The organism is Polyangium jinanense (assembly GCF_028435365.1).
The window spans coordinates 318699-342842 of record NZ_JAGTJJ010000003.1; the positions used below are offsets into that span (position 1 = coordinate 318699).

22 protein-coding genes are annotated in these 24144 nt (G+C 68.3%); 8 read left to right on the forward strand and 14 right to left on the reverse strand.

The genetic code is table 11. From position 1 onward, the window contains the following. Positions 1–31 precede the first annotated feature (31 nt). The 4 genes from KEG57_RS10475 to KEG57_RS10490 all read left to right on the forward strand — a co-directional run bounded on the left by KEG57_RS10475 (position 32) and on the right by KEG57_RS10490 (position 3074). The gene (locus KEG57_RS10475; RefSeq protein WP_272419552.1) at positions 32–1564 is read left to right on the forward strand and encodes a cellulose synthase family protein; all 1533 of its coding nucleotides are present in this window, start codon (positions 32–34) and stop codon (positions 1562–1564) included. Between the two features lie 120 nt (positions 1565–1684). Continuing rightward, on the forward strand, positions 1685–2011 hold the full coding sequence (locus KEG57_RS10480; protein WP_272419553.1) for an integration host factor subunit alpha: 327 nt from the start codon (positions 1685–1687) through the stop codon (positions 2009–2011). A gap of 5 nt (positions 2012–2016) precedes the next feature. Next, positions 2017–2406 carry a MerR family transcriptional regulator gene (locus tag KEG57_RS10485; protein WP_272419554.1) on the forward strand — a complete coding sequence of 130 codons (390 nt, stop codon included), beginning with the start codon at positions 2017–2019 and terminating at the stop codon, positions 2404–2406. Between the two features lie 11 nt (positions 2407–2417). After that, a complete protein-coding gene (locus tag KEG57_RS10490) occupies positions 2418–3074 on the forward strand; it encodes a hypothetical protein (protein WP_272419555.1) in 657 nt (218 codons plus the stop codon). Here KEG57_RS10490 and KEG57_RS10495 read toward each other — a convergent pair whose 3' ends face one another. Both KEG57_RS10495 and mgtE read right to left on the reverse strand, forming a co-directional pair. Then, positions 3075–3707 carry a single-stranded DNA-binding protein gene (locus KEG57_RS10495; RefSeq protein ID WP_272419557.1) on the reverse strand — a complete coding sequence of 211 codons (633 nt, stop codon included), beginning with the start codon at positions 3705–3707 and terminating at the stop codon, positions 3075–3077. A gap of 115 nt (positions 3708–3822) precedes the next feature. Further along, positions 3823–5211 (reverse strand): magnesium transporter, encoded by a 1389-nt coding sequence (gene mgtE, locus KEG57_RS10500; RefSeq protein ID WP_272458424.1) that lies wholly within the window; start codon positions 5209–5211, stop codon positions 3823–3825. A 395-nt stretch (positions 5212–5606) separates the two neighbouring features. Here mgtE and KEG57_RS10505 point away from each other — a divergent pair, with 395 nt between their 5' ends. Both KEG57_RS10505 and KEG57_RS10510 read left to right on the forward strand, forming a co-directional pair. Further along, positions 5607–8000 (forward strand): hypothetical protein, encoded by a 2394-nt coding sequence (locus tag KEG57_RS10505; RefSeq protein ID WP_272419559.1) that lies wholly within the window; start codon positions 5607–5609, stop codon positions 7998–8000. 89 nt (positions 8001–8089) lie between these two features. Beyond that, on the forward strand, positions 8090–8785 hold the full coding sequence (locus KEG57_RS10510; RefSeq protein ID WP_136927041.1) for a response regulator transcription factor: 696 nt from the start codon (positions 8090–8092) through the stop codon (positions 8783–8785). A 2-nt stretch (positions 8786–8787) separates the two neighbouring features. Here KEG57_RS10510 and KEG57_RS10515 read toward each other — a convergent pair whose 3' ends face one another. Further along, positions 8788–9591 (reverse strand): hypothetical protein, encoded by an 804-nt coding sequence (locus KEG57_RS10515; protein ID WP_272419561.1) that lies wholly within the window; start codon positions 9589–9591, stop codon positions 8788–8790. Between the two features lie 155 nt (positions 9592–9746). Here KEG57_RS10515 and KEG57_RS10520 point away from each other — a divergent pair, with 155 nt between their 5' ends. Both KEG57_RS10520 and KEG57_RS10525 read left to right on the forward strand, forming a co-directional pair. Then, positions 9747–10439 (forward strand): hypothetical protein, encoded by a 693-nt coding sequence (locus tag KEG57_RS10520; protein WP_272419562.1) that lies wholly within the window; start codon positions 9747–9749, stop codon positions 10437–10439. Continuing rightward, positions 10436–11263 (forward strand): class I SAM-dependent methyltransferase, encoded by an 828-nt coding sequence (locus KEG57_RS10525; protein WP_272419563.1) that lies wholly within the window; start codon positions 10436–10438, stop codon positions 11261–11263. The genes KEG57_RS10520 and KEG57_RS10525 overlap by 4 nt, the downstream gene beginning before the upstream one ends. Here KEG57_RS10525 and KEG57_RS10530 read toward each other — a convergent pair whose 3' ends face one another. The 11 genes from KEG57_RS10530 to KEG57_RS10580 all read right to left on the reverse strand — a co-directional run bounded on the left by KEG57_RS10530 (position 11264) and on the right by KEG57_RS10580 (position 24089). After that, positions 11264–12667, reverse strand: coding sequence for a COG3014 family protein (locus KEG57_RS10530; protein ID WP_272419564.1), 1404 nt, complete (start codon positions 12665–12667; stop codon positions 11264–11266). It lies immediately after the preceding gene. A 1-nt stretch (position 12668) separates the two neighbouring features. Further along, positions 12669–13289 (reverse strand): LpoB-related protein, encoded by a 621-nt coding sequence (locus tag KEG57_RS10535; protein WP_272419565.1) that lies wholly within the window; start codon positions 13287–13289, stop codon positions 12669–12671. Between the two features lie 13 nt (positions 13290–13302). Then, on the reverse strand, positions 13303–15831 hold the full coding sequence (leuS, locus tag KEG57_RS10540) for a leucine--tRNA ligase (RefSeq protein ID WP_272458425.1): 2529 nt from the start codon (positions 15829–15831) through the stop codon (positions 13303–13305). A gap of 121 nt (positions 15832–15952) precedes the next feature. Then, the gene (locus KEG57_RS10545) at positions 15953–17383 is read right to left on the reverse strand and encodes a hypothetical protein (RefSeq protein ID WP_272419569.1); all 1431 of its coding nucleotides are present in this window, start codon (positions 17381–17383) and stop codon (positions 15953–15955) included. After that, entirely contained in the window at positions 17380–17994 is a 615-nt protein-coding gene (locus tag KEG57_RS10550) for a 3-hydroxyacyl-ACP dehydratase FabZ family protein (protein ID WP_272419570.1), read from the reverse strand. Before KEG57_RS10550 ends, KEG57_RS10545 begins: the two co-directional genes overlap by 4 nt. Next, complete coding sequence (locus tag KEG57_RS10555; RefSeq protein WP_272419571.1) at positions 17991–18950, reverse strand: ACP S-malonyltransferase; 960 nt, start codon at positions 18948–18950, stop codon at positions 17991–17993. Before KEG57_RS10555 ends, KEG57_RS10550 begins: the two co-directional genes overlap by 4 nt. Before the next feature lie 2 nt (positions 18951–18952). Next, the gene (gene fabG / locus KEG57_RS10560; RefSeq protein WP_272419572.1) at positions 18953–19702 is read right to left on the reverse strand and encodes a 3-oxoacyl-ACP reductase FabG; all 750 of its coding nucleotides are present in this window, start codon (positions 19700–19702) and stop codon (positions 18953–18955) included. Continuing rightward, positions 19699–20748 (reverse strand): glycine cleavage T C-terminal barrel domain-containing protein, encoded by a 1050-nt coding sequence (locus KEG57_RS10565; protein WP_272419574.1) that lies wholly within the window; start codon positions 20746–20748, stop codon positions 19699–19701. The genes fabG and KEG57_RS10565 overlap by 4 nt, the downstream gene beginning before the upstream one ends. Further along, a complete protein-coding gene (locus tag KEG57_RS10570; RefSeq protein WP_272419575.1) occupies positions 20735–21037 on the reverse strand; it encodes an acyl carrier protein in 303 nt (100 codons plus the stop codon). The genes KEG57_RS10565 and KEG57_RS10570 overlap by 14 nt, the downstream gene beginning before the upstream one ends. Then, entirely contained in the window at positions 21034–23064 is a 2031-nt protein-coding gene (locus tag KEG57_RS10575; RefSeq protein ID WP_272419576.1) for a beta-ketoacyl-[acyl-carrier-protein] synthase family protein, read from the reverse strand. The genes KEG57_RS10570 and KEG57_RS10575 overlap by 4 nt, the downstream gene beginning before the upstream one ends. Positions 23065–23090: 26 nt before the next feature. After that, the gene (locus tag KEG57_RS10580) at positions 23091–24089 is read right to left on the reverse strand and encodes a hypothetical protein (protein WP_272419577.1); all 999 of its coding nucleotides are present in this window, start codon (positions 24087–24089) and stop codon (positions 23091–23093) included. Positions 24090–24144 lie beyond the last annotated feature (55 nt).

Consider the following 24144-nt stretch of genomic DNA (forward strand, 5'->3'; position numbering starts at 1 on the left):
AGTTTTTTTGCGCCCGAGGGAGGCGCGCACGATGCTCCACACGATGCTCGTCGTCCTGTACTTCGCCGTCCTCCTCGCTCTCAGCGCCTACGGTCTGCACCGGCTGCACCTCGTGATCCTGTGCGTGCGGCATCGCCGCCAGATCGAGCGCGCGAAGCAAATGCCTCACGTGGCCGAAGAAGACCTGCCTCGCGTGACGATCCAGCTCCCGCTGTTCAACGAGTCCACCGTGGCCGCTCGCCTGCTCGATGCGACCGCGCGCATGGACTACCCGGCGGACAAGCTGGAGATCCAGGTCCTCGACGACTCCACCGACGAGACGCAAGCGCTCGTCCGCGCGCACGTCGACCGCCTGCGCGAGCGCGGTGTCGACGCCGTCTACCTGCACCGGACGAACCGCGTCGGCTACAAGGCGGGCGCGCTCGACGAGGGCCTCAAGGTCGCGAAGGGCGACCTCGTCGCCATCTTCGACGCGGACTTCATCCCGCAGCCCTCGTTCGTCCGCAGCATCGTCGGTCACTTCGCGGACCCGAAGATCGGCATGGTCCAGACGCGCTGGGGCCACCTGAACCGCGAGCACTCGGTGCTCACGAAGGTGCAGGCGCTCATGCTCGACGGCCACCACCTCGTCGAGAACCGCGCGCGCTACGGCGCCGGCCTGCTCTTCAACTTCTCGGGCACCGGCGGCATGTGGCGCAAGAACGCGATCCACGAGGCCGGCGGCTGGCAGCACGACACGCTCACCGAGGACCTCGACCTCTCGTATCGCGCGCAGCTCGCGGGCTGGAAGTTCGTCTACCGCGAGGACGTGGTCTCGCCGTCGGAGCTGCCGGAGGACGTCTCGGCGCTCCGCGCGCAGCAGTACCGCTGGGCGAAGGGCACCGTGCAGACGGCCCGCAAGCTCCTCAAGCGCGTGCTCTCCTCGAACATCAGCTTCGCGCAGCGTCTCGAGGCGCTCTTCCACCTCACGCCGCACTTCGCCTACCCGCTCATGGTGACCCTGAGCGTGCTGCTCCTGCCCGCGCTCGTGCTCCTGCCGGCCACGGACACGCTCACGATGCTCATCGTCGACCTGCCGCTCTGCGTGGCGACGACGGGCTCGCTCGCGGCGTTCTACATGTTCGCCGAGGCGGCCCAGGGCCGGAGCCGCGCGAACGTGCTCACGCGGCTGCCGATGCTCATCGCACTCGGCACGGGCCTCGCGCCGCACCTCTCGAAGGCGGTCTTCGAGGGCATGCGCCACATGGCCGGTGAGTTCGTCCGGACCCCGAAGCACGGCACGAACAAGGGCCGCTACCGCGCCCGCGCCGACCTGCCGCTCCTCGAGACGGGCCTCTGCCTGCTCTCGTTCGGCTCGACGGTCGCCTCGCTCCAGACGGGCCACTACTTCGCCACGCCGTTCGCCGCGCTCTTCACGATTGGCTACGGCTACGTGGCGATGCTCGTGGCGCACGAGCAGTCGACGCGCCGTCGCGAGTCCGCGCCCATGCTCCTCGCCACGCCGAGCGAGCGCCCCAGCGAGCCCACGGCTGCCGAGCAGCCTGTCGGCAAGCTCGCCGCCTGATCGCCCCTCCCTCCCTCACGCGCCGCCGCGGCGCCCCTCCTCGCCTTTCCGCATCACTCCCCCCTGGATATTCCTGGCCCGGGCTCTTATCCTCGGCGTCGTAAGGGCGGGACTTCGTCTATGACCAAGGCCGAAATCGTACAAGCCGTCTACGGTCGGCTCGGGGGGTTCTCGAAGAAGGAGTCGGCGGACCTCGTGGATCTCGTCTTCGAGACGATGAAAGAGACCCTCGGCCGCGGAGAGAAGATCAAGATCTCGGGCTTCGGCAATTTCGTTCTGCGCGACAAACGCCAGCGTCAAGGCCGGAATCCGCAGACGGGCGATCCGATCGTGATCACCGAGCGCCGCGTCCTCTCCTTCAAGGCGAGCCAGATCCTCAAGCACGCGCTGAACCCGCGCGTCGCTGGGACGAGCGGCGCCGCGGCTTCCGCCGTCGCGGAGGAGTGAGCGGCTTGTCCGGGCGCCGAGAGCTTCCTGCGAAGCTCTACTATCGCATCGGAGAGGTCGCCGGGATCGTCGGCGTCGAGCCGCACGTGCTCCGTTACTGGGAGAGCGAGTTCCGCTCCATCCGGCCGCAGAAGTCCGCCAAAGGGCAGCGTGTCTACTCGCGTCGCGACGTGGAGACGCTGCTCAAGGTGAAGGACCTGCTCTACGCGCACCGCTTCACGATCGCAGGCGCGCGCCGCAAGCTGCGCGAAGGCGGCATCGAGCCGCCGGGCGAGGATGATCCGAGCGTGGAGCAATCACGAAGGATGCGCGAGGCGTTGCTCGACATCCGGACCGAGCTCGTCGCGATGATGCGTGAGCTCGACGAGCCCAAGGCACCGGGCAAGAAGAGCTAGAGCGGCGCGCGATGAGCGAGCGGCGCGAGGAGGCGCTCTCCGGCGGGGCGATCGTGCGCTTCGGCGTGCCCGCGGGCGCGACGGAGGAGCGCGCCAAAGCGCTGCCGCGGATCGAGGTGTCGAGCCTGAAGGGCGCGCGCGTGGGCCTCGGGCGTGGCTTCGTGGACGAGGCGGGCCTGCGGCTGCGCGTTGCGTGTGTGGAGGCGCCGTCGGACCGCTTCGCGCCGGGCGTGGAGGAGATCGTGCTCGGCATGGCGACGTCGATCGCGCGGGGCGCGGTGTCCGACGGCCTCACGCTCGAGCGCTGGGATGCCGAGGGCATCACGCGGCACGAGGGCCGCTTCGAGCAAGCGCTCAATGGGCAGGGCATGCGCGGCGAAAAGCCCGTCGTGCTTCGCGGCCGGCACGTGCTCGGCTTCGAGGGCGCCGCGAGCGAGGCGGTGCTGTGCACGTTCGTCTGCGAAGAGCCACGCGCGAGCGAGCGCTGCGCCGACCTCGTGACGAGCGCCGAGCTCGCGTCGCTCGTGCCGCCGCCGCCGCCGAGCCTTCTGGTGCGTACGATCTTGATGGCAGCCGAGCGGCCGCGAGATGCGGCCTTGCTCGGCCTGGGGATCGGCGTGCTCTTCGTCGCGGTGCTGCTCGCGCGAAGGCCGCGACCTTCGCCTTGATCAGAACGGGATGTCGTCGCCGCCGTCGTAGCCGAAATCATCCGGCGGAGGCCCGGGATCCGGCGCGGGACGACCGCCGCCGCCACCGCCGCCGCCACCGCGACCACCGCCGCCACCACCACCACCGCCGCCGCTGCGACCGCCGCCGTAGCCGCCACCGCCACCGCCGCGGCCGCCGCCGCCACCACCACCACCGCCGCTGAAGTCGCCGTAATCGCCGCCGCCGCCGCCGCCGCCGCGTGCGGGCGGACCGGAGAAGTCGGCGGGCGGGCCCATGTCGTCGCCGGCGGGCGCGCCGCGACCGCGGCCGGCAAGGATCACGTTGTTCGCGATGACCTCGGTCTTGTAGCGCTTGTTGCCGTCGCGATCGTCGTAGCTCGACGTGCGCAGCGAGCCCTCGACGAAGAGCGACGAACCCTTGCCGAGGATCTTCGCCAGCGCCTCGCCGCGCTTGCCCCACACGACGACGTTGTGCCAGTCGGTGCGCTCGCGGCGGACCTTGTCTTTGTCGAGGTAACTCTCGGTCGTGGCGAGGCGGAGGTTGAGCACGGCCTGGCCACCCTGGGTGAACCGAAGCTCGGGATCCGCGCCCAGATTTCCGAGCAACATGACGCGATTGAAGCCTTCCGCCATCGTTCCTTCCTCTCGTCCTCTCGTCTGGATGTCCCCCGTTCGTGACGATGCGTCAAGGGCGAGGGTTTTTCGTCGCGCTCGTTCGCCTGCTCGGGGAACTGCGTTCGTCTCGATACTAGTGCGCGCCTGCCGCAGCTTTCGCGATCACCTCGGCGAGCAGGAGCTTCGCCACGTTCAGATAAATCAAGATCCCGAGCACGTCGATCAAGGTTGCGATGAACGGCGTCGAGCTCGTCGCCGGGTCGAGACCGAGCTTGCGCAGAAGGAGCGGCAACATCGAGCCCACCGTGCAGCCCATGATCACGATGCCCATCAGCGTGATGCCGACGGTGAACATCAGCGCGTAGCCGTCGCCCCAGAGGTGGATGCGCGTCATGCCGATGATCGCGAGCATGAGCCCGAGCACCACGCCCTGCCCGATCTCGCGCACGATGACGCGCTTCCAGTCCGTCGGCTTCACGTCGCCCACGGCGAGGCCGCGGATGATCAGCGACGACGACTGCGAGCCGGTGTTACCGCCCGTCGAGATGAGCATCGGCACGTAGTAGGCGAGCTTCGAGACCGCCTCGATGATCTCGTCGTAGTGCCTGAGCACCGTGCCCGTGATGAACTCGCTCACGAGCAGCGCCGCGAGCCATGGCGCGCGCTTCTGGATGAACGTCCAGAATCCCGTCTGGAAGTAGCCCTCCTCCATCGGCTCGACGGCCGCGAGGCGCTGCAGGTCTTCGGTCTGCTCCTGCGTGAGCACGTCCATCACGTCGTCGACCGTGATCACGCCGAGCAGCTTTCGATCGGGGCCGACCACGGGCATCGCGGCGAAGTCGTACTTCGCCATCTTCCGCGCGACCTCCTCCTGATCGGTCTCGGGGCTCAACGCGAAGATGTTCTCCGTCATCACGTCCGTGATCCGGTCCGTGGGCGCGGCGAGCAGCAGATCACGGAGCGACAGGATGCCGAGCAGGCGCTCGTCGTCCGTTAGTACGTAGACGTAATAAATCGTCTCGGCGTCCTGGGAGGACTTCCGGATGCGCTCGATCGCCTCGGCGACGGTGATCGTGGGCGGCACCGAGACGTAGTCGGTGGTCATCAGGCCGCCGGCGCTGTCCTCGGGCCATTTCGCGAGCTCCTCGACCTCGGCGGCGGCCTCGGGATCGACCTTCTCGAGCGACTCGAGCAGGTTGTCGCCGACCTCCTCGGGCAGGGCCTCGATGAGGTCGGTCCGCTCGTCGGCGGCCATCTCGGAGACGATGGGCGCGGCGTTCTCGACGCCGAGCTCCTCGACGAGCGCCTCCTGCTGATCCTCGTCGAGGCGTTCGAAGATCGGCGCGGCCTCCTCGGGCTTCAGCGTCTTGAGGATGAGGGCCGCTTCGTGCTCTTCGAGCATGCCGAGCAGGTCGGCGAGGTCCTCGTCGTGGATCTCCTCGAGCAAGGCGCCGATCTGCGCGGGATCCTCGGCGAGGAGCTCTCGCACCTCGGGCAGCATCGCGACGGCGACTCGCATCATCGGGCGCCAATCAGCCAGAGGAGCCGCTCGCCCGCAAGCAGGATCGCGGGGCGCGGCGAGGCCTGCGGGCATGGCCCTCCCGGCCTTCCGCCCCCGGTCCCGGACCGGCTCGCTCGTTGTCCATGGTGCCAACTCAGTTGGCCGATGACAGAGCAAGATCTCCGCGCGAGTCAGGATCCGATGCCGGCACGCCTGTTGCTGTCACCCCTCCTCGGATCCCGGGGTTTCCTGCAAATAGGCCGTTCCCGAGCCGGATCTCGAATTGACAGCCTTCCCGGGACATCCCTAGCATCGAGGCCATCGATCACGGACGGGCCCGGCAGCATGGGTCCCGTTCGTCGCGGCAACTCCGTTTCTGGGACGAGCCCAGCGTAAGGTCGGCTAAGGAGCTCAGCATGAAAGGCTTACAGCGTCAGAAAAGCTTCCTGGGGAAGCGCGCGGCCCGAGCGGCCCTCTCGATGGTCGTAGCGACCACGGCGGCTGGCGCCGCTGGCTGCCTCGATCGGCCCGTCGAGACGGTCGAGCCCCGCATCACGGCGACGATCGTCGAGCGGCTCACCCAGAGCTCGGTCGACAAGATCGACATCCTTCTCGCCATCGACAACTCGCGCTCGATGGCCGACAAGCAGAACATCCTCGCGCTCGCGGTGCCCGACCTCGTGACGGGCCTCGTGAACCCGCGCTGCATCGACGACAACGGCGTGCCCGTGTCCGCGATGATGCAGCCGAGCTACCCGACCGACGACTGCCCGGCCGGCACCAAGCGCGAATTCGAACCGATCGTCGACATCCACATCGGCGTCATCAGCTCCTCGATCGGCGGCCACGGCGCGGACTCGTGCCCGAACTCCGACGCGAACAGCAAGGAGTGCTCGCCGGCGCCGAACACGACGAACAACGACAAGGGTCACCTGCTCTCGCGCCTCGACCAGTGCGGCGGCGCCTCGGTCGACACCTATCCGTACGGCACGGGCAGCACGGACAAGGGCTTCCTCGCCTGGGATCCGAAGAAGAAGCTCTCGCCGAACGGCGAGCTCGACATCCCGAGCCTGCAGCAGGACCTGCGCGACATGGTCATCGGGACGGGCCAGATCGGCTGCGGTTACGAGTCCCAGCTCGAGAGCATCTACCGCTTCCTCGCGGACCCCGAGCCCTACGAGACGATCTCCGTCGTCAACAACCGCGCCACGCCCGACGGCACGGACACCGTCCTCCTGCAGCAGCGCGCCGAGTTCATGCGGCCCGACTCGCTGCTCGCGATCGTCATGCTCACCGACGAGAACGACTGCTCCATCAAGGAGTACGGCCAGTTCTACTACGTCGGCCAGCTCCGCATCGGCAACACGAACGTCCGCATGCCGCGCGCGCGTCAGGAGTGCGCGGCGGATCCGAACGATCCGTGCTGCAAGTCGTGCGGTCAGGACAAGGGGAGCTGCCCCGACGATCCGACCTGCACGAACCCGCAGGGCGGCCCGGCGCTGCTCGGCGTCGAAGAGGACGACATCAACATGCGCTGCTGGGATCAGAAGCGCCGCTTCGGCATCGACTTCCTCTACCCGACGGACCGCTACGTTCAGGCGTTCTCGGCCTCCGAGATCGCGAACCGCGCGGGTGACCTCGTCCCGAACCCGATCTTCTCGGACCTGAACCCGCAGGACAACATCACGAACATCCGCGACTCCGGCCTCGTGTTCTTCGCCGGCATCATCGGCGTGCCCTGGCAGGACATCGCCCGCGACAAGACCGACCTGTCGAAGGGCTTCAAGAACGCGAACGAGATGAACGCGCCGATCGGCGCGGGCGGCGAGTCGACCTGGGACGTCATCCTCGGCAGCGAGAAGACGGGCGGCAAGCCGCTCGATCCGCTCATGATCGAGTCGATGGACAAGCGCACGGGCACGAACCCGATCACGGGCGATGTGCTCGTCGACGCCTCCACGCCGAACGCGAACCCGCTGAACGGCCACGAGTGGACGATCACCGCGAAGGACGACCTCCAGTTCGCGTGCATCTTCCCGCTGCTCCCCACGGATCAGCGCGACTGCACGAACACGAACCTCACGGCCTGCGACTGCTTCGAGGCGACCAACGACAACCCGCTCTGCCAGCAGGACCCGAACAACAACAACGCGCCGACGCTCCAGGTCCGCGCGAAGGCGTACCCCGGCATCCGCCCCCTCGAGGTCATGCGTGACCTCGGCGATCAGGGCATCGTCGCCTCCGTGTGCCCCTCCACGATCGACCCGGCCGACATCGAGAAGCCGGACTACGGGTATCGCCCGGCCATCGGCTCGATCATCGACCGCCTGAAGAGCGCCCTCAAGGGCCAGTGCCTGCCCCGTACGCTCACGCCCGACGAGAACACGGGCGACGTGCCGTGCCTCATCCTCGAGGCGCGCAACATGCAGGGCGGTGCTTGCGTCTGCGACGAGAACGCGGCGCGCGCCCCGATCCCGAGCGAGGGCCCGAAGGCGAAGGCCGTCGAGCTCGCGAAGGAGGATCCGGCGTACGACAAGGCCAAGTGGGACTGCTTCTGCGAGATCACGCAGACGACGGGCGACGCGCGCACGGCCTGCCAGGACGACGCGAGCGAGCAGCCGGAGCTCAACGGCCAGCCGGTCAACGGCTGGTGCTACGTGGACGGGACGACCACGCCCCCGACGGGCAACGTCGAGATCGTCAAAGACTGCCCGGCGAACGAGCAGCGCATCATCCGCTTCGTCGGCGCGGGTGAGGCGCAGGGCGGCGCGACGCTGTTCATCACCTGCACGGGTGACACCGGCGACTGAGCCTGGCCGTACCTGACGACATAACGCACGAACGTGACGAGGCCCGGCATCGGGCCTCGTCGCGTTTTGTGGTAAGACCGCGCCCCGAGGTGACGTCGAAAAAGAAGATCCTGATCATCGAGGACGAGCCCCACATCGTCCTCGGCTTGACCGACGCGCTCGAGTTCGAGGGGTTCTCCGTCGTCTCGGCGGGCACGGGCAACGCCGGCGTGCAGCTCGCGCGACAGGAGAAGCCCCAGGCGATCCTGCTCGACCTCATGCTCCCCGACACGAACGGGTTCAAGGTCTGCGAGGAGCTGCGCCGCTGGGATGCGTTCATCCCGATCATCATCCTCACGGCACGTGGCCAGGAGCTCGACAAGATCCGCGGCCTCGACGCGGGCGCTGACGACTACGTCACGAAGCCCTTCAGCGTGGGCGAGCTCATCGCCCGCATGCGCGCGATCTTCCGGCGCACCACGCGTGGGCCGGGGGATCCGACGCCCGAGGTCTTCACGATCGGGCAGGCCAAGATCAACATGACGACCCACACGGTCGCGCGCGGCTCGAAGTCGAGCCCGCTCTCGTTCTACGAGGTCGAGCTCCTGCGCCTGCTTTACGAGCGCGTGGGCCAGCCCGTCTCGCGCGAGGAGATCCTCCAGAAGGTCTGGGGCGTCGAGGGTTCACCCACGAACCGCACCGTCGACAACTTCATCGTCAAGCTGCGCAAGAAGGTCGAGAAGTCCCCGGACAAACCGCAGCACATCCTGACGGTGTACGGGCACGGCTACAAGCTGGCGCCCTGAGATCAGCGCAGCGGGAGTGCGTTACGCACGTCCACGGGGACGCTGACGATGTCTTCGCGGAGCCGCGCGGCGTCGAGCCCGCCGAGGCTCGTGCCTTCGCGGAGCTGACGCGCTTCGAGGTAGAGGCCGGGGCGACCGCGGAAGGCGCTGTCGCCGACGAAGCCGATCTCGTCGCCCGCTTCGAGCGGCGCGCCCACGACCGCGCGTTCGCTCGGCCGATCGAGGTTTCCATGCACGAGGAGCACCTGCCGCAGCCGGCCTCCGTCGCGCACGAGGTGCGCCATGACGACCGTCTCGCCGAGCATCTCGCCGACGAACGCGACCTCGGCCGGCCCCTCTTGCCCTTCGAGCGAGAGCGCCACGACCGCATCGCCGCTCGACGCCTCGAGCAGCACGGCGCCGGGCCCGGTCGCGACGTCGCCCGCTTCGACCGACAGATCGAAGGGCCGATCGAGCCCCGCGAGCACCGACGGCGCTGCCTCGGCCGTCAGCGGGAAGCGGTACGCCCTCACCTCGGCGGGCCGCTCGGGCCTTCGCGGGACCAGCGTGCTCCGCTCGGCCGTGGTCTCCGGGCCCACCGGTAGCGCTTCGCGTCCGTCCGGCTGCGGCGCCCGACCTGGCGGGGGCAGGGGAATGCACACGTCGCCCTCGGGCAACGTGCGCGGGCCACACGATGCGGCCACGGCCGGGGCGACCGTAGAGGGCGCTTTCGCGGGCTCGGGCGCCTTGGGCCTCGGGGTTTTCCCGAGCGCACCGAGGGCCGCGAGCAGGGCGGCGAAGGCGGCGGCCCGGACGAGCGGCTGCATCACCCTTCGCTATAGCCCAGTCCGAGGCGCCGTTCGAGCCGAGGACGGCCCCTCCGCTGGGGACGGCGCCCTACGAACGTTCAGGGGGCCCCTGCAGCGCGTCCGTAGGCGGCTCGGCTTGCGAAAGCGCGACGCTGTTGATAGCTCCTGTCTTCGTGCAAGACCGCTCTTCGATCGAAAAGTCTCTGAACGCGCTCTTCGACGCCGAGCGCACGGTTCGCCGCCTGCACGACGAGCTCGCCGACAAACCCGAAGGTACGCTCCTCGACGTGCTCACCGACGCGATCGCGGCTGCTCTCAAAGAGAGCGACGAGGACGAGTCAGCGCTGCGGCTCGTGCGGACCGCGGCGCTGCTCGGCGAGCTCCAGGGGCCGCGGGTCGTCGACGCGATGATCGACGTCCTCTCGTCCGAGCACCCGGAGGCGCGCCGCGCCGCGGGCGAACAGCTCGAGGAGCTCAGCTTCGAGCGCTTCAAGGAGGTCGCGCTGGGCGTCGAGCGCGCGCTCAGGCGTTTGCCCGTCGGCTCGCCGGCGCTGCCCGAGCTCCCGTACATCCTCGCCGAGGTCCCCGAGCCTGGCGTCACCAAGGTGATCGGCCAGTTCTTGAAGCACGGCGATGCCGATGCGGTCGCGGCGGCGATCGAGGCGCTCGTGCAGATCGGCGACCCGGCTTCGGCGCGGCTCATCGAGGCGCTCGTCGACGACACGCGCACTGTCGAGCTCGAAGAGGACGGCTCGGATGCGACGACCGAGGTCACGATCGGCGAGCTCGCCGAAGAGGCGCTCGAGATGCTCGAGGCCGTGGGTGACGACGACGAAGGGAACGGCGGGAACGGGAGAGCTTCGTGAGCCTCGGGACCCCGCTCACGGGAGCGGAGGCCGCGGTTTTCGACACGTCCGTCATCCCGCGGTACCTCGCGTATTTCGGCACGTCCGCGGTGGAGATGGTCATCCCGTATTCGTCGGCGTCCGTGGCCGACATCGGCTGCCGCACGGGGTACGTCGAGCCCATGCTCGCGGAGAAGCTGCCGGGCGCGAACATCGTCGGCGTCGATCCTTCGCCTGAAGCGCTCACGCTCGCGCGCTCGAAGGCGTCGGAGCTTTCGGGTGTGAATGTGAGCCTCGAGCTCGCGACGGGCATGCCGTTGCCGCTGCCGGATGCGAGTTTTACGCACGGCCTGCTCGTGCATCCGGTCGTGAGCGCGCAGGCGCGGTATGCGCTGCTCGCCGAGCTTCGGCGCATCCTCGTCGTGGGCGGGCAGGGCCTCGTCGCGCTGCCCGTGCGCGGCTCGTTCCCCGAGATCTACGACATGCTGCGCGAGTACGCGCTGCGGCAGGACCTCGCGGATTTCGGCAAGGCCGTGGAGGTCGCGGCGGCGAGCCGTCCGACGATCGAATCGCTCTCGGAGGAGCTCGAAAAGGTCGGCCTCGGCGAGGTCGACGTCGATGTGCAGCTCATCGGCGTCGCCTTCAACAGCGGCAAGGAGTTCCTGGAGGATCCGATCGCGCAGATGATCGTCTTCCCCGACATGCGCGCACTGCTCGAAGCCGACCCGAGCGGCGTCGAGGCCGGCTTCCGCTACGTGAGCGACGCGATCACGAAGTACTGGTCCGAGGGCTCCTTCGAGCTCACGGTCAACATCGGCTGCGCGAGCGGCCGCCGCTTCGAGTAGTCAGCGCAGCACGAAAAACGGCACGAGTGCCCAACCGCCCGCGTCTACTTTGACGTCGAACGTTCTGCGTTGACCCCGCACCTCGAGCGTGACCGCATGTTTCCCCGCGGGGACACGCGTCCTCGTGATCGCGATCCGCGCCGGCAGGGTCGACCAGCTCCGCGTGTCGGGCGTGTCGAGCGCCGACATCGTCAGGCTCGTGGCGAAGCCGAGCAGCATGCCCACGGCTTCCGCGCTCCCGTCGCGCCGCTGCCGATCGTCCTGCGCTGCGTTGATCCCGGCCGCCGTCGCGCCGGCCACGGCCACGCTCGCCGCCGTACGCGCGAGCAGCCGCGTGATCGCCGCGAGCACGAGCGTTCCCTCGCGCTTGTGCCACGCCGATCGAACCTCGCCTTCCACGTCGAGCGCTTGCTCCAGCGGCAAGATCTCCTCGCCGATCGAAGCCTTCGGCGTCTCGTAACCTCCGCGGCCCTGACCCAGCGTGGGATAGTTGATCCACGCCACCGCGCCCTGGAGCACGAGCGAATCGACCTCGCGACGCTCCATCGGTGACAGCTCGTGCCCCACGATCTGCATCGCCATCCCGATCGGGATCCGCACCGGCGTCTTCGGCGGCACCCGCCCGAACCCCACGACGACCAGGAGCTCCGCCTCGCCCGTCTCCTCCACCGGCGCCAAAGGCTCCGCGCCCTCCACGAGCGCGTCGACCGCCTCGTGTATCGTCGTCTTCTGCCCGCGCGTCAGCACGCGCAGCGGATCGCGCAGCGACTTGTACCGCGCGTACGCGAGCGCCTCTTCGTAATGCAAGAGCGCCTCGTCGCGTTGCGTCGACTTCTCGTACGTAAAACCGGCGAGGTAACTCCCGAGCCCGAGCAGCGCGCCCTCGTCGCCCAGGCTCTCGATGTACTTCTGCATGACCACGAGCCGCCGCGCCTCCACGCGCGCCCCGTTGAGGTCGTGCCGCGCGAGGTAGCTCAGCATGTTGAGCGTGTTCAAGAGGAGCTTCTCGTACGCCGGCGCCTTGTACGCCCCCGCGTCGTCCGAGAACACGTAGCGGCCGAGGTCTGCCGCTTTGCTCGTCGAGAGGTCGAGCACCTCGATGGCCTGATCCGCGGCGCCGAGGTCGCGCGAGGCCTGCTCGTACTTTCCCATCGCGAGGTGGATGCTGCCGCGGTCGAGCAAGAGCAGCGCCTCGTCCTGCTTGACGGGCGGGATCTCGCCCGGCGACTTCACGCCGAGCTCTCGATCGAGCGCGGCGACGGCTTGTTCCATCGAGCCACGATCGAGCGCCGCGAGCGAGTCGCGGACGCGCACCTCGTGCCCGGCGCAGCCCGCGTTTCCGAGCGCGCCGAGGGCGAACGTGATCACGCAGGCGGCGCGCCGGAGGCCGAGGAGCGGGCGCACATCAATCCTGGTTGATGAGGGCCTTCGTGAAGGCCGCCTTGTTTTGCCAGCGGACCGCGCTCGTCTCGGTCTCGATGACCTGCATGAACATGAAGTATTGCACGCGCCGCCCGCCGGCCGTGCGCTCGTCCGAGGTGTAGACCTTGCCGGTCATGTAGTACTTCGCGCCGAGCTGACGGCCGTACTGAGCCGCGTGGTTCGGATCGAACTGGCCGCCGTGCTGCCGCTCGACCTCGGCGATCATCTGGTTCTGCCGTTCGCGGCTCACGACCGTGACGAGCTGCGAGTTCACCATGAACGTCTCGGCGTCCGAGAGCACCGCCTGGAGCTGGCTGTCCACGTGCTGGCTCGTCTCGTTCAGCATCGGGAAGATCGCCAGCGTGGGCTTGTCGCCCGCATCGGCCCAGGCCTTGGCGAGTGGCGAGGCCACGAGGTGCTTCATGTTCTCGTGGAGGAGCTGCTCCATGTCGCGTTTGTCGATGCCCGTGCTCATCGGCGGGTCATCGAGGCCCTCGACCTCCGAGCCGCGGACGAACACGGGGTCGCTCGCGCAGCCGACGACGAGCGGCGCGAGCAGGAAAGCGACGGCGGGGACGAGGCGAAGGAAGCTTCCGTTTTTCATGGTGATGTGACGCTCAGGCAACCACGAGATTCACGATCTTTCCGGGTACGTAGATGAACTTCTTCAGGGTCTTGCCGGTCGTGAACGCAGAGACACCCTCGGCTGTGAGCGCGGCGTTACGGGCCTCGTCTTCGCTGGCCTTGACGGGCAGCGTCACGCGGCCGCGGACCTTGCCGTTCACCTGCACGGCCATCTCGATGACGTCGTCGACGCAGAGCGTCGGATCGAACGTCGGCCAGGCTTCGAGCGCGATCGAACGCTCGTTGCCCCACAGGCGCCAGACCTCTTCGGCCACGTGCGGCGCGAATGGCGAGACGCAGAGCAAAAGGCCCTTCGCAGCCTCGCGCGGCAGCTCCTTCAGCGAGCCGAGGTGGTTCAGGAGGACCATCATCGCAGAGATCGCCGTGTTGAACGAGAGCGACTCGATGTCCTCGGTGACCTTCTTGATGGTCTTGTGCACGAGGCGCTTCGTGGCGTCGTCGATGGCGTCCACGAGCGGCCGGCCCGTGAGGATCGAGAAGATGCGGTCGCGGAAGCGGACGACGCCCTGGATCTGCGCGGATTGCCAGGGTTTCACCGCTTCGAGCGGGCCCATGAACATCTCGTAGAGGCGCAGGCAATCGGCGCCGTAGCCCTTCACGATGTCGTCGGGGTTCACCACGTTGCCGCGGGCCTTCGACATCTTCTCGCCGTCCTCGCCGAGGATGATGCCCTGGTGGACGAGCTTCAGGAACGGCTCGGGGTGCCTCACCTTGCCGATGTCGAAGAGCACCTTGTGCCAGAAGCGCGCGTAAAGCAGGTGCAACACGCCGTGCTCGGCGCCGCCGATGTAGAGGTCGACGGGCATCCAATCGTCGTAGGCCTTCTGGCTCCACGGCTCGGCGTCGTTCTTCGGATCGGCGAAACGCAGGTAGTACCAGCACGAGCCAGCCCATTGCGGCATCGTGTTCGTCTCGCGCGCGTACCACTGCCCGTCTTTCTGGAAGAACCTCCAATCGACGGCGCGGGCGAGCGGGCCCTGCGGGTCTTCGCCGGGACGGAAGTCGACGAGATTGGGCAGGCGCAGCGGCAGCTCGTTCTCGGGCACCGCGATGGGTTTGTCGTAGCGGATCACATGCTCGTCGCCCTTGCGCGGGTCGCCGGCCGGATCCTTCATGTCGACGGGGAAGTAGACCGGGATCGGCTCGCCCCAGTACCGCTGCCGGGAAAACACCCAGTCGCGCAGCTTGTACGTGATCTTCGGCGCGCCTTTGCCCAAGGCGACGAGCTCGTCCACGATGGCGCGTTTTCCGTCGGTGGACTTGAGCCCGTCGAACTTGCCGCTCCGCACGAGGATGCCCTCGTCGACGTAGGCCGCGTCGAGCGAATCGTGGAGCTTGCCGTCGGGGCTCACGACCTCGATGACGGGCAGTTCGAACGTCTTGGCGAACGCGAAGTCGCGCTCGTCGTGGCCCGGGACGGCCATGACCGCACCCGTGCCGTAGCTACCGATGACGTAGTCCCCAACCCAGATCGGCACGGCCTGGCCCGTGAGGGGGTGGATCACCATCGCGCCCGTGGGCACGCCGGTTTTCGTCTTCTCCGAGGTGCGGTCGAGGTCGCTCTTGCTCGCGGCGGCCTGCATGTAGGCCCGGACGGCGGGGAGCTTTTCGGCCGAGGTGATCTTCTCGACGAGCGCGTGCTCGGGCGCGAGCACGACGTAGGTACACCCGAGCAGCGTGTCGGGGCGCGTGGTGAAGACGTCGATCTTCGCGCCCTCGAATCCTTGGACGTCGAACGAAATGGTCGCGCCCTCGGATCGCCCGACCCAGTTCCTCTGCATGCTGACGGTGCCCTCGGGCCAGTCGACGAGCGAGAGGTCCTCGGCGAGGCGGTCGGCGTACGCGGTGATGCGCAGCATCCACTGGCGCAGCGGGGTGCGGACGACGGGGTGACCGCCGCGCTCGCTCTTGCCGTCGATGACCTCCTCGTTGGCGAGGACGGTGCCGAGGGCGGGGCACCAGTTGACGAGGACCTTGTCCTGATAGGCGAGGCCGCGTTCGAAGAGCTTGACGAAGATCCACTGGGTCCAGCGGACGTAGTTATCGTCGATCGTGCCGAACTCGCGCTCCCAGTCGTAGCTGAAGCCGAGCATCTTGAGCTGGCGCCGGAAGGTGTCGATGTTCTTGCGCGTGGTCTCGGCGGGGTGGGTGCCGGTCTGGATGGCGTACTGCTCGGCGGGCAAGCCGAAGGCGTCCCAGCCCATCGGATGCAGGACGTCGAACCCCTTCATGCGGCTGTACCGGCAGTAGATGTCGGTGGCCGTGTAGCCCTCGGGGTGCCCGACGTGGAGGCCCGCGCCCGAGGGATAAGGGAACATGTCGAGCACGTAGCGCTTCGGCCGACCTTCATGGCGAACGGCGCGGAAGACGCCGGTCTCCTCCCAGAAGCGCTGCCAGCGAGGCTCGGCCTCGGCGTGAACGTAACGAGCTGGCTCCTGCGCGGCCGGAGCGCCGTCCGCAGGCGTGCTCGGCGAGGTCGTGTTCGCGGTGGGGGACGTCATGGCGACCGTACGATTAGCACCGACACGGCGCGTGTGTCAGCGGGCGGGCGCCCGGAGGCGCGGCGCGCGAGAGAAGCGGGAAAGAACGAGGCGGTAGGGACGCACGAAGCGCCGGCCAGCCTCAACGCGGCGGCGACGGCCTCGCCAGCGCAAGCTCCGCCGCCACCCACCGCCGCAAGATCTCCGCGTCCTCTGCCCGCGCGACCCGCGCTTCGAGCCTCGGCTGGGTCATCGCCGCGGCCAGCTCCTCCGCGTCGAGGGGCCTCTTTTTCGCGCCGTCGATCACGATGAACAGCTTCCGCGCCGCCTTGTCGACCACGAGGCAAGCCCAGCCGGGCCCTTCCTCTGCGTGGACGAGCGTTCCGGCGATCACGCTGTCGAAGGGCGTTGCCGTTCCGTCGTGCATCACCCGCATTCGCTCACCGTCGTCGGCCAGGTAGGCGTGATATCGGCCGTCGGCGCTGAACGTCAGATCGCCCGCCCATGCGAAGGGCCTCTGCTCGCGCCCGTCGATCACAACGAATCGCGTCCCGCGGCTCGCGGCCACGTATCCGAATTTCGCCCCGCGCCGCGCGAAGACCGGCCGATCCACCGCGTCATAGGCCGGACCCTCCTGCCCATTTTCGACGATGTGCCAATCGCGCCCGCGCCGCGCCGCATACGCCAAGCGCCCGCCCTCGCCGCCGAAGACCAGGCTCCCGGGCGCGATTTCTTCGTACGGCGGGCCCTCCACGCCATCGAGGACGATGACCTCACCGTCCGCGCGCTTTCCGGCATACGCCACGTGCGCGCCGTCGTCGCTGAAGAGCACTTCCGAGATGCGGGCATACGGCGCGGATTCGACGCCGTCGACAGTCACGCGCCATTGCCCGTTGCGCTTCGCCACATACGCAAATCGACCCCTGCGCGGCGCGAGCGCGTGGTACGCGATCGCCTCCGCGGGCGCCGATTCACGCCCGTTCATCCAGAAAAACGCCTCCTCGCCGCGACGCCCCGCGTGCGCCACCGCGGCACCGTCCTCGCTGAATCGTAATGCGCCGATGCCGTCGTAGCGTGGTCCGGGGGTGCCGTCGATGATCGCGCGAACGAAGGCGCCTTGCCGCGCCACATAAGCGAAGCGGCCGCCGCGTCCAAAGAGCAGCGTGCCTTCCAGAATGGCATCGAATGCAGGCCCGGGTGTTTCATCCAGCACCACGAACCACGCGCCTTTTCGCTGCGCCGCGTACGCCACGTGCGCGCCGTCCGGGCTCAGGACGACCTCGCCCAATCCGTCGAAGCTCGGGCCCGCCCGCCCATCCACCACGAGCGACCAGCCCTTTTCCCGGCGCGCGGGGTAGGCGAGACGGCGACCGTCCGCGCTCCAGACGAGTGATTCGATCCCGATGCCCAGATACTCCGCGCCGTCCACGCCATCGACGCGCACGCGCTGCTTGCCGGAGCTCTCCAGCACCTCGATGTGGTGCCTTCGATCCGGGCTATGGCCCAGCCAAACCACGGACGGCCCGCAGCCCGCCAAAAAGAGCAGGGCGAGCGAGAGAGCAACGGGCTTCATCCGAAAATCGGCGCGGGCAGCGGCGGGATGCTGCGCGTGCTCGTCATCACGCCCTTCGCCACCGTGCGCCCCTCCACGCGGGCCTCGACCTCGTACCGCGCGAGGTTTTCCATGAGATGCGATTGCGAAACGATGTACTCGAGCCGCTGCCCGGCGAAGACCGGCTGGAGCAACTTCACGTCCACCGACGCGCTCATTCCCACGTGCAGATTCGAATGCGTCTTCAGCGACTCGACGAGCGCCGCCGAGACCTCGGGCTTGTACCCCGGTTGCAGCCGATATCCGAGCGCCAGATTTTGCAGGGCCTCGATCACTTCGTTCGGATCGTGGCCCTTCGCTTCCCACGCATCCTGATACGCGGCGATGATGCCGAGCAGGTTACTGCTTTGACCGAGCCCCTCGATCGTGTACACGCCGGGCCAGAGGTGCAGGCCGGGGAAATGGCCCTCGAAGACGGGCTCGTTTGCCGAGATGCAGCGCGCGGCGCGCAAGGTCGGCCGCGGCGTTCGCTCGTACGATTCGATGACGTCGACCATCGAGAACGGGCGGCGGTGCGGGATGAGCAGGTTGATGACGTCCGCGCCGAGGGACAGTCGCGCGCTCGTTTTCATGAAAGGCTCCACCGCAGCGCATCCACGGTGCGCCGGAGGTCGGTCGCGTTTTCGGTCGTGTGGACTCGCACCTGCGTGCCCAGGTTCGTCCGGACGAGCGATCGCAAGACCGCCCCCGGGGCCATGGTCACGAAATCGGTGACGCCGCGGGTTTTGAGCGTCGCCATGACGTCGGTCCAATGCACGGTATGGACGAGCTGGCCGGCGAGCAGGCGCGGCACGAGCCCCTCCTCGGCGAGGTTTCCGGTCGCATTGAGCACCATGGGCACCTGCATGGCCCCGCAGTGCGCGCGCGTGAGCGCCGCTTCGAGCTCGGGGACCGCGTCCTTCATCGATTCGCTGTGCCAGGGACCTGCGACGGGCAAACGTTTCGCGCGGAACCGTGTGTCAGGATGGTCGACCTTGAACGCATCGAGAGTATCCTCCAGGGTCTTCAGCAAGACGTGGATGGTTTTCTCATCGCCGCTCACGACCAGTTCATCGGGTGTATTCGACGCCGCGACCTCGAGCCCGCAACGCGCGAGCGCGCGCTGGAGGATCCCTCTCTCGCTCATCGAGAGTCCGGAGAACGCGAACATTGCACCCGGGTGCCGCGCCGCCTCCTTCGCCATCAGCCGTCCGCGGAGCGCCGCAATCGTGATCGCATCCTCGGGCGTGATCGCGCCCGTCGCGGCCCAGGCCGCAAGCTCACCGAGGGAATGACCTGCCACGACATCGGGCTTGACCCCCGCGGCCACGAGCTCTGCGTGCACGAAAAGCCCGATCGCGGTGACCACCGGTTGCTGGACCTCGGTGCGCTCGAGCGCCCGCCCGCCTCTCGCCAGGAGATCGGCCGTCGCAATGCCAGCCGCTTCCGCTGCGCGATCGAGCATCTCGTTCCCGCGCAGCTCGCTCGCTGCGAATGACGCAGCGGCGAACAAGTCTTTCGCGCCCTGACCCGGAAACAGAAACGCCACCGTCACAACGTGAGCCCCCCATCCACCACGAGCGCCTGCCCGATTACGTACGAAGCTTCCTCTGAGGCCAGAAACAAGACCGCCCGCGCCACCTCGTCGCCCGTCCCGAAACGCCCGAGCGGAATCTGAACGCGCGCCTTTTCCGCGATCCGTTTGTCCAGGCGCTTCGCCATTCCCGTGCCGAGCAGCCCCGGCACCACGGCATTGACCCGGATCCCGCGCGGCGCGAGCTCGGCCGCGAGCGTGCGCGTGAACGCGAGGATCGCGCCCTTCGAGGCCGCGTAATTCGATTGCCCCGGGCTCGCGTGCTGGCCCGCGACCGAGGCGACGTTGACGATCGCGCCCCGCCGCTTCGCCATCATCGGCCGCACCACGGCGCGGCAGCCGTGAAAGGCGCCTCCCGCATTGACGCGCATCACCTCGTCCCAGCTCTCCTCGGCCATGAGCGGGAAGAGCTCGTCTGCCGCGACGCCTGCATTGTTGACGAGCACGTCGATCGCACCCCGCGCGGCGAGCGCGTGCTCCACGGCCGCGTTCATCGACGCTGCGCTCGTGACGTCCATCGCGAGCAACGCGCCACGCCCGCCGGCCTCTTCCATCGCGCGGAGCGTCTCTTTCGCCTCGTCCTCGCGCGACCGGTATCCGACGAAGACGAACGCCCCCTCGGCGCCGAACGCCGTCGCGATGCTCCGGCCGAGGCCCCGGGAGGCGCCGGTCACGATCACCGTGCTGTCTTCGAATCGCGCACTCATAAAGGCAACACGAACGGCGGCATCTTCGACATGTCCCGGTCACGATAGCTATGCCGTTGCGGGCTCACGTACAGGCTGCGGTTGTTGATGAGCGGCGCCGAGACGGTGCGGATCGGCCGGCGCTCGCCCGCGCTCCGGACTTCGTAGCGGTCGATGCCCGCGTACGCATAAGGCCGATCGAGCAGCAACAATGCCACCCATTCGCTGCGGATCACCGAAAATCCGGATACGAGGACATGGCCGATCCGCTGATCGTCCAGAAAAACCTCGTCCCCCTCGGCCACGGGCGCGCCGGCGACGGCCCACACGACCCGCGCCTTCGCGCCCGCCTCGCGCCGCGCACGCAGCGCCGCGGAACCCACGTATTCCTTGCGGTACGAGACGCGCCATTGCAGGCCGAGCTCCAGCGGCGAGAGGCCGGCCCGGCCCTCGCGCCGGATGTTGAAGAATCCATTTTCGAGCGCGCATTGATCCAGCGCAGGCAGGCTCGCGAGCGCGAGGTCGAACGCCGCGCCCTCCCTGAGCAGCGATTCGCGTACGGTCTCGATTTCGCCCGTGGGGATCAGCAAATCATACCCGTACTCGCCGGTTTTCCCCGACCGGAAAAACACCGCGTCGTCGGCGCGGTAAAACGCGAGGTACGGAAGGCTCCCGACGTCGGGGCCGAGCACGGTCGTGCAGAGCTCCCAGGCATACGGCCCGTGCAAGGAGAGGAGCGTCCCGTCACATGGCTCGACGGTCGCCTCGACGCCTTCAGGAAAACGTTTTTCCAGGAACGCGACGAGCTCCTCGGGCGACGGCCCCTCGGCAAGCAAAAAGAACGATTCGTCGTCGCGGGCCACGTGGATGTCCGCGAACGGGCGGGCCTCCTCGTCGAGCAGGAGGCTCGGGCGCATCTGGCCATCCTGCAAGAAGAGATCGCAGGCGACCACGTGATCGAGCGCCTCGTACGCGCCTTCGCCCTCGATGCGCAGGCACGTGACGTGATCACCCGCGGCGAGCGCCACGCTCGTGCGCAAGGCGCGGATCTCGTCATCCATCGACATCGTCCGTCCTCCCGTGGGCGAGGGCCAGGTCGACCAGCGTATTCACGGTGCGCATGGCCGGTCGTGACAAACCTTCGTGAGGCAGCTTCACGCCGAGCTCGGATTCCATGCTGACCAGAAGCTCGACCGCGTCCACCGAATCCAGGCCGAGCCCCGTGCCGAAGAGCGGCGCGTCGGGGTCAATTTCGTCGGGCGCGCGGCTCACGTGCAGACGTTCGACGAGGATCGTGCGCACCTTGTCGAGGATACGCTCGCGACGCTGGATGTACCGGGCAAGCTCGGGGTTCATGCGGCTCCTTTTCGGCTGAAGACGACGGCGGTCGCAGCGGTGCCGCCCGGGTCGGGGACCAGCACGTGCTCCCAGGTCCCCCGCAAGATCGAAGCGACGGCGAATGCGCAGCCGAACATGGCTGCGGCCCCCGGCGCGGGGCCGAGCACGGGCGTGACGTCCGGCATCACGAAAACGTCTTTTGCGTCGACCCCGGCCATTCGAATGGCGAGGCGCGTGGCCTCCTCCACGTCGCCCGGACCAGCGAGCCCGAATCCCGCGAGGCGAACGGTCTTCGAGGTCTCGGACGCCGGTGTTTTGCCGAGGACGAGGCACGCCGCGCCTTCGCCCTCGTGCGCGTCGGGTTCGACGGAGACACGCTCGTCGACGCCGGCCGCGAGAAGCAGATCGACGTCGGAACGCGTCGCGAGGTGCAATGCAGCATAGATGAGCGCGACGAGGCCGCTGCCTTCGCCCGTGGTGAGCGTCGTGGTCGGTCCTTTGAGCGCACAGAGCTTCGTGCACGTCCCCGCGGACGCATTGAGGACCATACGCGTGAACGCCGTGGCCGAGAGCCGCACGAGCCCACGCTCGCGAATGCTTTCCCTGAATTCGCGCTCGCTCTCCGTCGAGGCGCGCGTCGTGCCGACGAAGAGCCCCGCCCGGTCGCGTTTCGCGCCGCGAAGCGTGATTCCCGCGTCGGCGAGCGCGAGCGCCGCGGCGGCCGAGAGGTACCGCGAGGCAGGATCCATCCCGCGCCCATCCGCGGTGGGAATCAGGTTTTCGATGCGAAACGTAGGCGCGCGGCGGCGGAGCGGCACGTTCGCGGCGAGCGCGGCCCCGAGCGCGTCGAGATCCATCCCGTGCGGGCCCACGGCGGAGGCGCCGAGGACCAGCACTTCGGCCTTGGTTTGTCTCGGAGCAACATGCTCCGCCCTGCCTACGATCACGGCTGCATTCGCTCCCCCGAACGCGGAGTTGTTGCAAAGCGCGCGCTCGATGCGGGCCACGCGGGGCCGGTCGCCGGCGACCGGATCCGCCGGAGAGCGCGGCCGCGGTTTTTCGTAATGCAACGTGGGAGGGATCTTGTCCTCTGCCATGCCGCACAGGGTCGCGATGAGCTCCAGCACGCCCGCGGCGCCCTGGGCGTGGCCGAGAAAACTCTTCGTCGAGCTCACGGGCAAACGCGCCACGCGTTCGCCGAACACCTGCTCGATGGCGCGGTATTCGGCGGCGTCGTTGGCCGCGGTACCCGTGCCGTGGGCATTCACGTAATCGATACCCTCGGCCTCCATCCCCGCATCGAGGAGCGCGCCTCGCAGCGCGCGCGCGACGCCGGCGCCCGTGGGGTCGGGCGTGGTGGGATGATAGGCGTCGGCCGAGAGGCCATACCCGAGCATCGTCGCGAGCACCCGCGCGCCCCGGGCGCGGGCCTCGGCACCACGTTCGAGCACCAGAAACCCGGCGCCCTCGCCCAGCGTGGTTCCCACGGGCTCGCTGAACGGCGCGCATTTCGAGGGGCAAAGCAGCCCGAGCGCGTGAAAGCCGGCAAAAATCTCCGGCGTGAGCTCGTCCGTGCCGCCGGCAATGGCCAGATCACAAAGCCCCGCTTCGAGCAGATCGCGGCCGAGCCCGAGCGCGTTGGTCGAGGAGGAGCACGCCGTCGAAACGGTGAGCGTCGGCCCCTCGATCCCGAGGGCACGCGCGACCTCCGCGGCGACGAGGTGCAGTCCGTCCACGTGCATGCCGAGGCTCGTGCCGAGGATCAGGGCCACACGGCGCGCCGCAATGCCACCCGGCCCGATCTGCAAGCCGGCATTCGCGAGGGCCTCACGCGCGGCGGTCGTGGCGAATGCGATGCACAGATCGCCCGAACCCGCCCCCGGCACCATCCCGCCGAGCGACACGGAAAAACCTTCGGTCGAGAATCGCTCGATCGGGCGAATCCCGTCGTGGCCCTCCTCGATGGCGGCCCACAACGCGGGCGCGGTCGCGCCGAGCGCCGAGACGGCGCCCATTCCCGTGATCGCAACCGGGAGGCTCTGCATTGGCGAGAGCATGCTGCGCGGCGAGATCAGCCCTCGGCCGCCCGCATGATCGAGCCCACGATGAGCGTGATGAGCCCCGCAATGCCGAGGATCGCGCCGGCCGTCATCGCGAACACGCCGCCGCCCAAGCTGGCCGAGACGCAGATGCCACCGATCAGGAGCGCGAGCGCGCCAACGCCGAGCAGAATGCCGCCCACCGAGAGTACCGTGCTACTGCGTTGATGCGGGTCCGACTTGGGTGCATACGGCCCATTGGCGTCGTTCGTCGGATCGGTGCTCGCCACGTTCCAGCGCCGCGCGTGCATCTCCGTGCGCTCCCGGAGCTGGAAAAACGCATCCTCGCCCATTTGCGCGACGAGGCGGCGCTCGAACTCCGCAGCCGTCGCCGGCCGCGCCGCGACCTTGTTCACCTTGGTCACGTATTCGTCGATGAGCAGCGGCGTCGATTGCTTCATGCGCGCACACGCCTCGGCCGCAATCGAGCGCAGATGCAGCCGCCGCTCCATCGAAATGCCGGCCTTGGCCGCGTCCTCGTCGATCGCCTCGACGATACGCATCCCGAGCCCCGGGTCCTTGCGCATCCGGAGGCCGATGTCCGCGCGTTCGGTGGGGGTCAAAGCTTCGAGCTCGCTTGTCATGCCGAGCATCGCTTCGTCCATCTCGCCCATCCCGTTCCACATCCGCGCCTGCATGCCTGGATGCACGCGCGCCTCCTCGGGCAGATCGTTGAACGAGCCCACGAGGAGCAGCGAGCGGAGCGTCTTGCGGACGAGCTTCTCCTGCTTCGGATACTTCGGATCCGTAACATCGAGCTTCGGATACATCGACGTGAGATGGCCTTCGCCGGTCTTCAGCGCGTCGAGGCCTCCATCGAGGCGCGCGAGGAACCGGTCCATTTCCGCGGGGCTCATCACCGCGATCGGCGACGCAGCGGCGCCGGTCGTACCCGCGCAACCGAGCGTGCCCACCGCCGCCGTCCCCGCCCCGCCGATCACGCCCACCTTCAGGAAATCACGTCGTTCCATGGCCCACCCCGAACGTTGGAGAAGAAAAGTTCCTTCGTGAGGATGCCCAATTGCA